The organism is Cohaesibacter sp. ES.047, from assembly GCF_900215505.1.
Classification (GTDB): Bacteria; Pseudomonadota; Alphaproteobacteria; order Rhizobiales; family Cohaesibacteraceae; genus Cohaesibacter.
Map to the genome: position 1 here is coordinate 287,093 of NZ_LT907844.1, position 14,593 is coordinate 301,685.

Annotated in this window: 9 protein-coding genes and 1 pseudogene; 8 read left to right on the forward strand and 2 right to left on the reverse strand. The window is 54.2% G+C overall.

Annotated elements, in window-relative coordinates; all coding sequences use genetic code 11:
- Positions 1-536: 536 nt before the first annotated feature.
- The 5 genes from CPH65_RS01245 (at position 537) to CPH65_RS01270 (ending at position 7,549) form a co-directional block, all read left to right on the forward strand.
- Positions 537-2,144 carry a methyl-accepting chemotaxis protein gene (locus tag CPH65_RS01245; RefSeq protein ID WP_197703931.1) on the forward strand — a complete coding sequence of 536 codons (1,608 nt, stop codon included), beginning with the start codon at positions 537-539 and terminating at the stop codon, positions 2,142-2,144.
- 406 nt (positions 2,145-2,550) lie between these two features.
- Entirely contained in the window at positions 2,551-3,945 is a 1,395-nt protein-coding gene (locus CPH65_RS01250) for a hypothetical protein (protein ID WP_096171782.1), read from the forward strand.
- 435 nt (positions 3,946-4,380) lie between these two features.
- Entirely contained in the window at positions 4,381-4,845 is a 465-nt protein-coding gene (locus tag CPH65_RS01255; RefSeq protein ID WP_096171783.1) for an HPP family protein, read from the forward strand.
- Between the two features lie 97 nt (positions 4,846-4,942).
- Entirely contained in the window at positions 4,943-6,286 is a 1,344-nt protein-coding gene (locus tag CPH65_RS01260) for an SLC13 family permease (protein WP_096171784.1), read from the forward strand.
- Between the two features lie 924 nt (positions 6,287-7,210).
- On the forward strand, positions 7,211-7,549 hold the full coding sequence (locus CPH65_RS01270; protein WP_244574602.1) for an acyl-CoA thioesterase: 339 nt from the start codon (positions 7,211-7,213) through the stop codon (positions 7,547-7,549).
- Positions 7,550-7,654: 105 nt separating this feature from the next.
- On the opposite strand, the gene CPH65_RS01275 is transcribed toward CPH65_RS01270, so the two are convergent.
- Positions 7,655-9,706, reverse strand: a complete 2,052-nt coding sequence (locus CPH65_RS01275; RefSeq protein WP_096171787.1) for a methyl-accepting chemotaxis protein — start codon at positions 9,704-9,706, stop codon at positions 7,655-7,657.
- A 490-nt stretch (positions 9,707-10,196) separates the two neighbouring features.
- Here CPH65_RS01275 and CPH65_RS01280 point away from each other — a divergent pair, with 490 nt between their 5' ends.
- Complete coding sequence (locus CPH65_RS01280; RefSeq protein WP_096171788.1) at positions 10,197-11,618, forward strand: acyltransferase family protein; 1,422 nt, start codon at positions 10,197-10,199, stop codon at positions 11,616-11,618.
- Positions 11,619-11,761: 143 nt separating this feature from the next.
- The gene (locus CPH65_RS01285; RefSeq protein ID WP_371359376.1) at positions 11,762-12,166 is read left to right on the forward strand and encodes a DUF6636 domain-containing protein; all 405 of its coding nucleotides are present in this window, start codon (positions 11,762-11,764) and stop codon (positions 12,164-12,166) included.
- A 623-nt stretch (positions 12,167-12,789) separates the two neighbouring features.
- On the opposite strand, the gene CPH65_RS01290 is transcribed toward CPH65_RS01285, so the two are convergent.
- Positions 12,790-13,856 (reverse strand): IS630 family transposase gene (locus tag CPH65_RS01290; RefSeq protein ID WP_096171592.1). Its coding sequence is split into 2 segments (ribosomal slippage): positions 12,790-13,352 and positions 13,352-13,856, totalling 1,068 coding nucleotides; the frame shifts between segments, so codons are not numbered across the junction.
- Positions 13,857-13,983: 127 nt separating this feature from the next.
- On the opposite strand from CPH65_RS01290, the pseudogene CPH65_RS01295 reads away from it, so the two are divergent.
- Positions 13,984-14,556, forward strand: a pseudogene (locus CPH65_RS01295) (Bro-N domain-containing protein); the annotation flags it as partial.
- Positions 14,557-14,593 lie beyond the last annotated feature (37 nt).

Below are 14,593 nucleotides of genomic sequence, written 5' to 3' on the forward strand. Positions count from 1 at the left end.
CCGGTGAAATCTGGCCTCGCCGGTTCTGACTCTGATCGCTCAGATCGCTTTATTTGCAAGACGTTAGGACAACTGCAAGACTGCATATCTGGCATGCAAAAATACATACCTTAAGAGCGCACCGGTTTCGTTCCTTGTCAGATTGGCCGACCCGATCGGGTCGATCGGCATCGAAGCCCCGCATGACTGAATATCCAAATAGACTGAAATAACTAGACAATCTCGACTACCACGCCGAAATACTTGTATCAAAACCCGGTTTTTTCTGAGCTGTGATAGTGCGTTTATGAAATAGTCTTTATTCAAAAAAGCATCGCGACCTTTACCGCGGCATTACCATACTTCAACCAGTATATTTTTCAGTAACGACTTATGAACATTAAGGAATATTTATATATTCCTGTCCACAATATGTCCAAACTAAATCGCATCTAGGTAGTCCCCAAATGTCATTGTCAAAGTTCCCCCTGTCTTGGAAGATTGCTCTTCCTTCACTGCTCATCTTTCTACTCGCGGCCAGTCTGTCTGCATTCAACATGTCTAAACAATGGGACACCATGTTGTCCGATCGAGCAGACAGCCTGAAGTATATCGTGACTTCGGCCAAGACAATCGCCATGCGCTATCAGGAAATGGAAGCTGCTGGCGAGATGAGCCGGGAAGAGGCGCAGGCCCGCGCCAAGGAAGCCATCGACGCGATACGTTTCGACGACGGGACTGGATATGTCTTTGTCTATCAGTATGACGGCACCAATCTGGTGCTGCCAAACAAGAAGCTGGTCAACACAAACCTTTGGGACATGCAGGACAAGGCCGGCAACAACCTGGTTCAGGACCTTATCAAAATCGCCAAGAATGGCGGTGGCAGTTATGTCTATTACTGGACGAAACCGGGCGTTGACAGCACGTTCGAGAAATACAGCTGGGCAGAAGGTCTGCCGCAGTGGCAATGGATGATCGGCACTGGTGTCTATATTGATGACCTCGAAGCTGCGTTCTGGGAACAGACATTGTTCATGATCATCATCAGCCTGATCGGTCTTGCCGTTGTCGGCGCTCTGGCGCTCATCGTCATTCGCTCGATCAACCGCCCCATGACCGCGCTGGTCACCAACATGGGCGAACTCGCCCAGGGCAACAGCGACATAACTGTATCCGACACCGAACGCGGAGACGAAATCGGCAAGATGGCGCAAGCCATGAAAGTCTTCGTCGACAACGAACAAAGCCGCAAGGATCTTATGAAGGAGCAGGAAGCCGTCCGCAATGAAGCGCTTGCCCGCGGTGAGAGCGTCCAGTCACTCTGCATGGACTTCGACAGGGAAGTCGCCGAGTTGCTGCTCAACGTTTCCAACGCAGCAGGCCACCTCAGAACAGCCGCAGACGACATGAGCTCGATCGCTCAGGGCACATCCGCGCAGTCGGTGCAGGTTTCTGCCGCATCGCAACAGGCCTCGTCCAACGTCGAGACCGTCGCATCCGCCGCCGAAGAACTGGCAGCATCGGTCAGCGAAGTGACCCGTCAGGTGCAGTCCTCCAACGACATTGCCGTGCAGGCCTCATCCGAAGCGCGCAACACCAATGATCGCATCGAACGGCTGGCCACTTCGGCCAAGCAGATTTCCGAAGTCGTCACCCTCATTCAGGCGATTGCCGAACAGACCAACCTACTGGCGCTCAACGCCACCATCGAAGCGGCCCGCGCCGGGGAAGCGGGCAAGGGCTTTGCCGTGGTCGCAGCTGAAGTGAAGGAGCTGGCCAACCAGACCTCCAAGGCGACCGAGGAAATCGACAAGCAGATCTCGGAAATTCAGGGTGAGACCAACGAGGCCGTCAATGCCATCGGCGCCATTTCCAAGACCATCGACAATCTGAGCGATATTTCCAGCCAGATCGCCGCAGCTGTCGAGCAGCAGCGTGCAGCAACGGACGAAATCGCATCCAACGTCACGCAGGCCTCACGCATGACCCTCGAGGTGTCCGACAATATCGGCTCGGTGACCGAAGCTGCCGAGAGCACCCGCGAGACAGCAACCACCGTCAACGAATCCTCGACCATGTTGCAAGAAAAGGCTGACGAGTTGCGCAAGCGGGTCGACACCTTCCTTACCGATGTCAAACGCCATGCCGTGGTCAATGGCTGACCCAATCCAGCTCGGAGCCCAATGACAGGGCTCTGGCGCTGGTTCCGGCCTTGATGCTGCACACGGCAACATATCACGAATGGATCCCCCGGCTTCGTTGCGCAGGTTCGGGGGATTTTTCTTTGCCGTTCCCGGTGAGGAGCGCAGGCATGAAGGGATCGTCTCAAACCACGGTCTCATGAGCCTTTGTTGTCACAGCATTGCAAAAACGATGGTTGATCCCCTTCTGGCATCTGGTTTATGCGTTCAGCACTTTTTCAACGAAAGGCTGGTGTGGGCGCAACGGTCTGATTGCTCCCCGACCGAGCCACTCGCCTGCCGCCGGTTCGGGCTTTCAGGCCTTATGCCATTTCAATTTTCCGAACGAGGCTTTTCCAACCCTATGCTGCGAAACAGGATCTAGCGAATGACCGTTCAAAACGCAGGCGATCGCCTTTTCGGCTGGCTCATTGTTATCATCATTGCCCTGCAGGCGATTCATGAATGGGTTGGCTTGGACTGGGTCCGGCTGCCCTTGCTGGTTTGCCTGCTCGGGATTGTCGTGCTGATGGCACGCAAAGCCTCAAGGACCGGCCGGGTCTTTCTATTGGTCTGTATTGCCCTGACGCTTGCTCTGATTGCCATCAATGACAATTGGCGTGAGGTCTTGTGGGGCGTTATTGTCAACGCGGGCTTTCTGGCCTCCTTCTTCAGCGCCCTGACGATCCTGCGCAATGCCGCCTCCCTGTCCGAGGCCATGTCAAAGGCGGGGGGATTTCTGGCAGCGCAGCCACCGGGCAGGCGGTATATCTCGCTCTCGTTCGGAACGCAGCTCTTCAGTCTTCTGCTCAACTACGGCTCGATCCAGTTGCTCGGAGCGCTGGCGCTTTCAAGCGCCAAGAACGAACCGGACGAGGAAATCCGAAAGATCAGGGCCCGCCGGATGCTTCTGGCGATCCAGCGGGGCTTCATATCGGGCCTCACATGGTCGCCCATGGCCTTCTCGACCGCCATGGCCGTGTCCTTCATTCCCGGCCTCAACTGGCTGACTGTCGCCCTGCCCGGTCTCGTCAGTTCTGCCATCCTGCTTGGGGCTGGCTGGGCCATCGACACGATCTTCAAACCCAAGCTTTCCCGTCCGCGCAAATCCTCGGGCCTGACGACGGATCATCGCTGGACGGCGCTCATCCCGCTCGGTGTGCTGCTGGTTGCCATTCTTGTGCCAGTGCTGTCGATCGAGCTCCTTCTGGGTATTCGCAGCGTCGGCATCGTGCTGGTGGTGGTTCCGCTCGTTTCGATCATCTGGCTCTTGCTGCAGTTCCGGAACATCGGCACGCTGCGGCGTCATCTGGCGGCCTATGTCCAGACAGAACTGCCCGCATTCCAGCCCGACCTGCTGCTGCTCATGAGTGCCGGATATATCGGCGTCATCGGTTCGGCGCTGCTGGTGCCGTTGATGGGAGAAGCTGGCATCGATCTGACCGTCGTGCCCGGCTGGCTGTTGCTGATCATCATTTTGTGGATCATGCCCGTTGCCGGTCAATTCGGAGGCAACCCCATTCTGACCCTGTCGCTGGTGGCGCCCCTGCTGCCCGATGCGGCCCTGTTCGGACTGCATCCGTCGGCCTTTGCGGTATCCATGCTGTGCGGCTGGTCTCTCACTGGCCTAACATCCCCCTTTACCGCGACCAACATGCTGATCGCCCGCTTTGGCAACATTCCCACCGTGGACGTCGGCCGCGTCTGGAACCGTCTGTATTTTCTGGTCGCAGTCACGCTATTGTCGGTGTGGTCCTTGATCTACGCCTATCTGATCGCGTGAGGTGCTAAGCGCGCACAAGACGGACTATCTGCCGATTTTCTCCGCATATTTGCATAGCCGCCCTGCGATAAATCGATATCGTCCTTAAAGACGTAAAAATCCGATCAATCCGCGGCGCAAAGTCGCACATCAACTGTTGAAAGCTCAGGATGAACCTAGGATTCTCCTAAAGTTTCCGTTAAAACGCCCCAAGCAGGCTCAAACTTTGGTTGTAGAAAGACTGCACCTTAGAGACAGCTTGTATGTGACGATCAAGGCTCCTAGTTTCCCCCATGCAAACCGGTCAATTGATTAATGGTTTTTAAAGTTCAGTCTTTAAAACCAACCGGACGAACGACATGGTGCATCCTCGTTGGATGCGGCTTGCTTTTGGGTGTAAAGTTAGTTTTCTGAAAAGCAAATCGTTCATGCCGCAAAAAGAAGAAGGAGGTTCCCATGCCCTGCATAGACGCAATGGTCGATAAAGTGGTCAGTCTGGACCCAGATCATACCGTTGAAGAAGCAATGAAAATCCTCGAAAGTCACCACATCCGCAAAGCGCCTGTCCTTGACAAGGACAACATCCTTCTGGGGATGTTTGGATTCGACTCGCTTCTGGAAGAAATGCTTCCCGTTTCGGTCAAGATGATTGAGGGTCTCGACAGGCTCGACTTTGTGCGTGGTGCCAAACCTGACATTGCCCGCCGCCTGCGTGTGATCAAATCGCAATCGCTCACCAGTGCAATGGATGATAACCCAATTATCCTTCGTCCAGATCTCTCGGTCTGGGAAGGAATTCGCAAGCTGGCCAAACACGGCAGTCCTCTGTCTGTCGTGGAGAAAGGTACCGGGAAGTTCCTGGGCATCGTGACGGAACAATCCGCCATCGCCGAACTGGAACGCGACGAGTACAATTCCTGATTAACTCGGCCAAGCAAAAAATAGAAAGCCTAGACCGGATGTGTGCTCGATCTGATGCGGCACATCCGTCTATAAGTGGAAGAGCTTTAGTGTATCGATGGAACATGCCAGTGAACTAGCCACAAGCGCGGCCTTCGGTTTGCCGCCCATGATCGTGGCAACGGTCATCCTGATTGCGGCTTATTTCTTTATCATCACCGAAAAAGTCAACCGCGCAATCGTTTCCCTTCTGGGTGCTGGACTGCTCGTCCTGCTCGGCGTGCTGAACTTCAAGCTCGTGGTCGAGGGAATCGACTTCAACACGATCTTTCTTTTGATCGGCATGATGGTCATTGTCGCCATCACCAGGGAATCCGGCGTCTTCCAGTTCGTCGCGATCTACACCGCCAAGGCGGTCAAGGCCAATCCGCGCATGTTGCTCGCCGCTCTGGCGATTATCACTGCGGTCTTCTCGGCCCTCCTTGATAACGTGACAACGGTTCTGCTCATCGTTCCTGTTACGCTGCTGCTTACGGACCAGCTCAATCTCAGGGCTTATCCGTTCCTGTTTTCCCAGATTTTTGCCTCCAACGTCGGAGGTACCTCAACCTTGATTGGTGACCCGCCGAACATTCTGATCGGTTCCGCCGTTGGCCTTGGCTTCATGGATTTTGTCGACTGGGTCGGCCCGCCTGCCCTGATCGTGCTGATCTTCTGCCTTGTCTTCTTCGACTTCCTCTGGGGTCGCAAGATGAAAGCCAGCGAAGAAGACAAAGCTGCGATGATGCAGTACAACGCCTTCGAAGCCATCGAGGACAAGGTGCTGCTGGTGAAATCCCTCATCACCCTTGCTCTGGTGCTGTTCGGCTTTATCTATGGCCACGGCCTTGGCTGGGCGCCGGGCACAATCGCCCTGACCGGTGCGGCCTTCCTTCTGTTGCTGCACAGCTTCGGCGGCTCTCCTGAAGAGCAGTCCCACAAGGTGCACAAATTCTTCCAGGAAGTGGAATGGGAAACGATCTTCTTCTTCCTTGGTCTGTTCGTGCTCGTCTACGGTGTTGAACACACCGGTCTGCTCAAGATCGTGGCATCCGAAATGCTCAGCGTGACCGGAACCAATATCGAACTCGCAGGCATGCTCATTCTGGGTTCCTCTGCCGTGCTCTCGGCCATCGTCGACAACATCCCGTTCGTTGCCACCATGATCCCGCTGATCAAGGCCATGCAGGCCGATCTTGGCGGACCTGCTGCCATTGAGCCGCTGTGGTGGTGTCTGTCGCTGGGTGCCTGTCTTGGTGGTAACGGCACGCTCATCGGTGCCAGTGCCAACGTCATGGTTGCCAGCTTTGCCGAACGCGCCGGACAACGCATCTCGTTCGTCCAGTTCTTGAAACTGGCCTTCCCGCTGATGCTGTTCACCACCGCAATCTCGGCCGTGTACGCTTACCTGTTTTACTTCTGATAGCAAAAGGGCAGCCTCTGCCCGCATGGAAGCAATCACATTTCGCCGCCTGCCGGATCCTCTCCGGCAGGCGGCTTTTTCATGCGAGGGAACAAGAGGCGAAAGAGTTATGGCGTTTCGCCGTTCCAAGGAGACCAGATGCCGAGGCACCCGATCTCCCCTGTCCACCTTCTAGAGCTTGGTTCTACGCAAACGATACGGCAGCAAACTGGCCTTGGTCATGAAACCATTGAAGTCTACGCTTTCGGGCCAATTTGCAAAACCGGGTCAGATGTCCCATGCGGTTTGTCAGCACAAGCCCGTTCCAATGTTCCGGTTATGATCTCATTTGTTCCATTTATTTGGACGTTTCTGATCAATTATTGTCATTTTCCACAATTTTTGAGCAAATTCTTTCGTCAACTGTCGTCAGCCAAGAGAGTACAAACCTCAGGCGAGCATCTTCTAAGCCTATGAAACTGAACTTCTTTTTCAGCACTGACGGCGCTCAATCGGCAATGTTCACGTGCGAGGGCTCCAGATTGGAATTTTCAGGCAAAATCTCCAACTTTCCTTCTTCCGCCGCCTGCCGTACCTGATAGGACAGAACATGCGTCGCACCTAACCCGGTCTTTGCGTATGAGGCGATGAATGCACTGAGTGTGAGGAGCCCATCTGTAACCAAGGGCGAATTGATCAATTCTGCCAGAAATGGTCGATTGTCGAGACGTGTTTTTTCATCTCGTACCTCTTGCCGGACGATCCCCTGCAACCGCAAGATCTGCGTCCGGCATGTCCCCCGTCCGATCCGCGAGTGTTTTGCGGCGCATCTGGAGAATTGCCTGAATGAGCGATAACAAGGAAAGCTATCTGGCACGCGCCGCGCAGCGCGGATCCCATGGCCGTCAACAGGAGGAAGGCGTGCTGGTGATCCGAACCATCGCAATGCCCGCCGACACCAATCCCTCAGGCGACATTTTCGGCGGCTGGCTGATGTCTCAGATGGACCTTGCGGCAGGCAACATGGCCGGCCGCGTCTCACAGGGGCGAAGTGCCACGGTGTCCGTCGAGGCGATGCAGTTCCTAAGGCCGGTTAAGGTCGGCGATGAGGTCACTTTGTATGCGACCCTGCGCAAGGTGGGGCGCACCTCGATGCGCATTCACGTCGATGCCTGGGGTCGGCCACGCTATTCGGATAAAGGGGAGAAGGTGACCGATGCGGATTTCGTCTTTGTTGCCCTTGATGAGAATGGTGCGCCACGCCCGGTATTCGAAGAGACGTGACACCGGCACTAGGTAGGCCCGATCACCCTTTGCTTCAAAAAAGGCGATGGAGGGATACCTGTCCACTCCATCGCCATCATATTGCGGGATGGGATCCCGGTTTGATCAGTTCGCCCGAATCTGCAGGACAAACTTGTCCATCTCTGCCTTGAGAATTTCGGACTGCTTGGCCAATTCCTCGGAAGACGCCAGAACCTGACTGGAGGAACTACCCGCCTCTTGCGAAGCCTTGTTCACCGAATTGATATTCTCGTTCACCAGCTCGGAGCCCTTGGCAGCCTGATGAATATTGCTCGAGACTTCGCTGATCGCAGCATTCTGTTCTTCCATTGCCGCTGCGATCGCGGCCGAAATTTCATTCAGGTTCTGGATCACATGGCTGACTTCTTCCATTGAGCTTGACGACAGCTTTGTTGCATTCTGAACTTCTGCGATCTGCTGCCCGATCTGCTCGGTTGCCTTTGAGGTCTGGTTGGCCAGTTCCTTGACTTCAGCGGCAACAACGGCAAAGCCCTTGCCAGCCACGCCTGCCCTAGCAGATTCGATCGTCGCATTGAGAGCCAGAAGGTTGGTTTGTTCGGCGATTGTCGAGATCATTTCCACCACTTCGCCAATGGTTGACGCAGTTTGCGACAGGATGGCCATTTGCTCGTTTGTGCTGCTCACCTTGGTCACAGCTTCTGAGGCCGATCTGGATGCGGTTGCCACCTGCTCGGAAATCTCGGCGATGGTGCTCGTCATTTCTTCCGTCGCTGAGGCAATGGTCTGAACACTTGCGGTGGTCTGCTGCGAGGCAGAGGCGGCCTGTGTCGCCTGCTCAAGGGTGACCTGGCTCACATCCGTCATGGACTGGGCGCTCGCATTCAATTCGACCGAGTTGGACGAGACAGCCTGAATGATCGAGCCGACCTGTTGTTCAAACTCGTCCGCCATCTGTTCCATGAGCCTGCGTTTTTCCGCTTCGGCCTTTTCCTTCATGGTGGCCTGTTCGGCTTCAAGCTGCTTGGTCCTGATCATGTTCTGCTTGAACACCTCAACAGCCTCGGCCATTTCGCCGATTTCATCCTTGCGGTTCTGACCCGGAATCTCGGACGCCACATCGTCATTGGCTAGACGGTTCATGGCTGCCGTAAGGGTCTTGACCGGGCTGGTGATACCGCGTGCAATCACGTATGCGGCCGCAACACCGATCAGAAACGCAACCACGGCAATGATCATGAGCTGTTTTTCTACGCTTTCAAGTTTTGCGAAAAACTGCTGCCGCAGGTCTTTTTCTTCTGCTGCAGCTGACAGCGCCACGGCTCGTGCAGAGGAAAAAACGGCCTCAGTGCTGGTCTTCAGGGTGCCATCGCGAATAGCATTACGCTTGAGAATGACCTCGGCCAGCTCTGTGGTGAAGGCTTCGTAGGCATCAGCCAGGACCTTCGTCTCTTTCTGTGTCCTAAGACGTTGCGGGTTCGACAATGATCTGCCCAAGTCGGCCAGAGCCTTGTCGAAGGTCCTCAACTCCTCAATCGCACGATCAAGTGTATCTTTGGTGTTGTCATCAAGGAACTTCATCACATAAAGCCGCGCGAGCAGCAGGTGTTCCTGTGAGGTTCCCGCGTAGCTCGCCGACTCGTAGTCACCGGCGCCAAACGCCCCGCGACGAATGTTCGTCAGATTCTCACGAATCTTCAAACCGGTTGGACCAAGCTCCTTGTACACCAGATGGTTCCTGCGATCACCCAACTGCGAAACCTCATCAAACCCGGCCTTGTAGGTAACCAGCGCATCATCAATCTCGTTCAGATGCTCAACCCGCTTTGGATTGACAATTGCACTCTTCGCTTTGTCCATGAGTGCGACCACGCGCTCATACTGCTCAACGAAAGCTGTCTTTTCCGCCTCTCCGGTCGATGCGAAATAGTTTCTCTGTGCCAACTGGGTTCGGATGGCCTCTTTGTTCATATTCTCGACAAGAGTGGCATCCGACGCCATCTCGCTGTAGGTCGTGAACTGCGTGTCCTGATCACGGAACGACAGGATACTCATCCCCGACAGCATGACCAGCAATACAAGGAGCACCAGAAAACCTGCATAGATCCTGTGCCCGACTTTGAAACGAGAAAAAAGGGATATATCGCCTCCCGAAGGCGCTTGTTTGATCGCGTTCATGATTGTTCCATCCTACTGCGAATTGGTAGGTTCAGTGCTTGCCCAGCACTCATCCCTCAACCTGAAGTGTTAACAACCTTAGTTAACCGAAAGTAAATTTGCATTCTTTTCTAAACTTTAATTATTGATTTACGCAGTATTACGCAATATTTTGTACAGCAACGAAAATTATATACTTATTGTACTTTGATAAACAATTAATATATTTGGACACACCAAATCAAAAGACAACCCTTTGTTATCTCTCGTGACGATGAGCCATCGCTCTCAAGAAAAGTCTAGTCAAGCAAGGTCTCGTCCTCTATTTGTAGTCACAGAGACAAAATCCGGTGACCTGACCACAGGCGACGGGGCGGTCTTCAACCATGCCTTTACATCCAGTCTCTTTTTGACATACCGAAGATGAAGACCTTGTTCGAAACCGCTGACTCGACCGGTTATTGGATTTATTCCGATCCATCTCATCAGACCAGCCCCCGGTTCTAGCCGCATGATCTACAGAAGAGAAATCGATGGCCTGCGCGCCATAGCTGTTGTCCCCGTTGTCTTGTTTCACGCAGGGATCGACGTCGTCAGCGGTGGTTTTCTGGGTGTGGATGTCTTCTTTGTCATTTCGGGCTATCTTATCACCTCGATTTTGATCGACGATCTCGAGAAAGACCGCTTTTCAATTCTTCGCTTCTATGAGCGGCGCGTGCGCCGCATTCTGCCCGCTCTCATTGCAGTTTTGCTCTTCTCTTTGGCTTGCGCATGTATCTGGATCTTTCCAAGAGAGCTGATGTATTTCTCGCGCAGCCTGCTTTCGGTTCTCTTCTTCTATTCCAATATTCAGTTTTTCAACAATACGGGCTATTTCTCCCCCGAAGCAGAAGTCCAGCCACTGCTACACACGTGGAGTCTCGCGGTTGAAGAGCAGTTTTATCTGGTTTTTCCGTTGCTGCTCGCTCTTGTCTGGCGTTTCGGTCGAAAAGGCGCCATTTATGTGATCTCCGCGCTTGGTCTCAAGGGTGCGCCTTGGCGTTTCAGCGGCGAAACCGCCCGGATCTTGTCCGCCCAGAATGACAAAAGCGCCAACGAAGCGTCCTGCATGCGTTATGCGGCAGAGTTTCGGGACGCGGCGCAATCACATTATCCGTTGACCGATTGCGTGTTCCCCAAAGGCCATGATCAGATTGATGTCGCCATTGTTGGCGATAGCCATGCGTCCGCATTGTCCGGCGCGGTGAGCGCCGACCTGACCAGAGATGGTCTAACGACGGCAGTGCTTACGGTCGCAGGCTGCGCGCCATGGGTTGGAATCACGAAATGCGAGACCTCCACCAAGCTGATCAACAAGGCGCTCATGGACCGTGACATTCAAATCGTCGTGCTTGCGGCGCGCTATTCGATGACGGTCGACGGCTCCCCCTTTGTCAATGGTGTGGGCGGCGCCGAGAAAAAGCCCGTCGAGACTGTCGAATTCTCAAACGCGATCTGCACTGAGAGGACGGCGGACTGCCGACAGAAGAACGCCTTTCATTCCTTTCGCACAGAGTTAGACCTGCTGGTGAATGCTGGCAAGACGGTCATCCTCGTCTACCCCGTTCCGGAAGGCGGATGGCATGTTCCCAAAGCCTATGCGCGCCTGAGGTCCACCGGTGGCCCCAAAGTCCTTTCCTATCCCTACCCAGCCTATGAAGACCGCTACGGTGCGGTCATTAAGTTCCTCGATTCCCTCGACCTTCACTCCCTTTATCGCGTGAAGCCAGCCCAGATCTTCTGCCAGCAAATGCAGCCGGGTTCATGCGTGCAGGCCAAGGGCGATGAGGTTTACTATTTTGATGACGATCATCTGTCCAATGCCGGCGCTCGACTGGTCAGTGAGCAGATCATGTCGATTGTTCGCGCGCTGGATATTGAAAAGCCTCAATAAAACCGCAGCAGCTCTCCTTCACAGAATCTTCGTGCTTCGCATTGGCTTTGCGCGTCCGTGCACCGAGTGGTCATTGACTTGGCCCCGGTTGAATGCTTGGGTGCCATAAATGCATTGCTTGTGAATGAATTAAGGTGGGCCTTATGAAGCGAATTTTTGCAGTTCTAATTTTGGTGTTTCCGGTCAGCGCCCATGCTGACGGTTTTGGGTTCATGACCCCGTCTACAAATATCTACTGCAATGGCTACGTGAGCAATGGTGGCGGGATCGACTGCACCATCGTATCGCGTCAGGGTGCACCTGCGATGCCTCGCCCCAAATCCTGTTCCGGGACATGGGGGCACGCGTTTTCGGTCGAGGGCTCGGGTCGGGCGACCATGAGCTGCGGCGGGCGCCCTTCACGCGTCGACTATTCCGATATCGCATCCTATGGCCGCTCAGCCAACTTCGGGGATATTCGCTGCACGTCAAAGCGCACCGGCCTGACCTGCCGCAACAAAAGCGGCCATGGCTTCTTCTTGTCTCGTCGACAACAAAAGATCTTCTGATCTGATGCCCGGCAAAAATCAGACCGCCCCGCAGTCGTTTAGTCGCAGTTCGCACAGGGTGCAAAGCTCTTGGGAAAGCGCAACCGCACCGAGGCACGATGCCAGCAGTCAAGACAGTCAAGTCTTCTAATTTTCGGAAAGACAAATGGTGCCCAGGAGAAGCGGGATTTTGTGTTCTATTCCCGTTACAGGCACCTACACAGCAGGTAACTCCAGCAAAACAAGGGATAACCGGTGGCTTGAGCATCTGTCAACAGGCGTCAGCGGGTCTACGGTTTGGTCTACGGCATCGTGGCTGCCTGGGAGACCTCCTTGCCTTGATCAACGAGCAGCCCACACGAGCGTTCAGTTCCCCCACAGCGACAAGCTTTGGAAGGCACCTGCTCCGACACTTAAGAAGGCTTGGCTTCACTGAGAGAGCGCCCCAGGGCCATGGGGGAATGTTCGAACGTCCAGCATATAGATAGGGCGCTCACATTTTTGACCCCAATAGCTCATGGGATGGTGGGGGCTGGATTGGTGTCTAAGTGGTGACGCACTCACACACCCTAAATCGGATAAGCGCGGGGGGCTGGAGCGACCAGGCTGGATAGACGTGAAGTGAACTCTCATACCAACGGCATTTAATTCTGACCTTCTTGAGCCCATTTTCTCATACCTATTGAATGGATGATGGTTGGGTTGGCGGAGAGGCTCTTCCATGCTTGGCAACCAGCATCAAGAATGGCGGCATAGTCTTCGAAGACCCGATTGGACAGGAAGGTACCGCGCAGATACTGCCAAATATTCTCAACTGGGTTCAGTTCCGGTGATTTGGAAGGCAACAGGAGGATGGTGATATTCTTGGGCACGTTGAGTCTGCTTGTCGTATGCCATCCGGCACGATCCATCAGCACCACGGCATGAGCGCCGCGCGCCACTGTCCTTGAGACTTCTTCGAGGTGCATTTGCATGGCCTGTGTATTTGCAAAAGGCATCATCAATCCCGCGCCAACGCCACGCGCTGGACATATTGCACCGAACAGATAGGCATTTTTATATCGCTGATCGGCTGGCAGACGTGGTCTGGTTCCCTTTTTTGCCCATAGTCGGGCCAGTCCATTCTTCTGACCAAGCCTAGCCTCATCTTGCCACCAAATCTCGATGGGCTTGTTCTTTGGCAAATGGCCTACATGCGCTGCCAACGTTGCGGAGAAGTTTTTTTGAAAGCATCAATGACTTCAGGCTTTTGTTCTGGATGTTGAGGTCGACCAGATATGCGCACATACCCCATGCGGCGCAAAAGATCCCGTACTCCACGTTCCTTGTAGGAGACCCCAAACCGCTCTTGGATCACACGCACCAGATCCTGGCTACGCCAGACAGAGACGCCGTCCTTCTCAGGATCAGGACCGGTTTCAACGATAGCAACAAACTCTTCGAGCTGTTCTGGGCTCAAGCGCATGGGAGCGCCGGTTGCTTTGATGTCGACAAGACCATCGGTGCCTTGCTCATTGAAGCGAAGAACCCAATCTCGCAAAGTCTGGCGGTCCATACCGCCGACTTTGGCGGCATCAGCACGGTTCATGCCGTCATAGACAGCCGCAATGGCCAGTAGGCGGCGGCTCTGTTTGGCATTGCGGCATCCTTTGGCAAGACGGCGCAAACTATCGGCGTCAAAAGCATCGCTAAGAATCAAAGCGGCAGACATGGCAAAATCTCCTTTGCCATGTTGAATCACGCCAGTGCTAAAAATGGAATCCCTAAAGAGTCAGAACTTCACGCCCTTGGTATCAGGTCAGCAGCGGTGAGCGTGTAGTGGGTCGCGAGGGGAGTCTTGGTTCGTAGCTATGGATGTGTGTGGGGTGTTGGGGTATGGGAACGCTTCACAAGCGCTGATCCGCCATGTCGAGCCGTTGCAGAAGAATACCATAACGATTCGTTCGGGTATTCGCGGCAATCCCAACAAAACTGTCATTTCCGAAGGTGGCCTTTACGCCCTGAGGCTTGATATCGACGGCGAGCCTTGGTTCGTCGCCAAGGATGTCTGTGATGTGCTGGGATACACACATACTGGGACTGCCCTGCGTAGCCATGTCGATCCTTCCCAACAGAATACAGTGTCAATTCGACACGGTATTCGCGGCAACCCCAACAAAGCTGTCATTTCCGAAGGTGGTCTTTACGCTCTGGTCCTCGGCTCCAAGCTCCCGCAGGCCATACGCTTCAAGCTCTGGGTCACTGACGTGGTGCTCTTGGTTGTCGCCATCCCCGAAAAGGGAAGCCGTATAACCGGTGAAATAATTCAAGATACGTCAGAAGCTAGTATGAAAAGGCCCAAAACAAAATTGGCCCATTCTGGTCACTCATCTACTATCGTCTGCGGCAAGACGACTTCCCCCCATGGCTGACGTACGAACAAAATGCAGCATTCTTTCAAACATATTC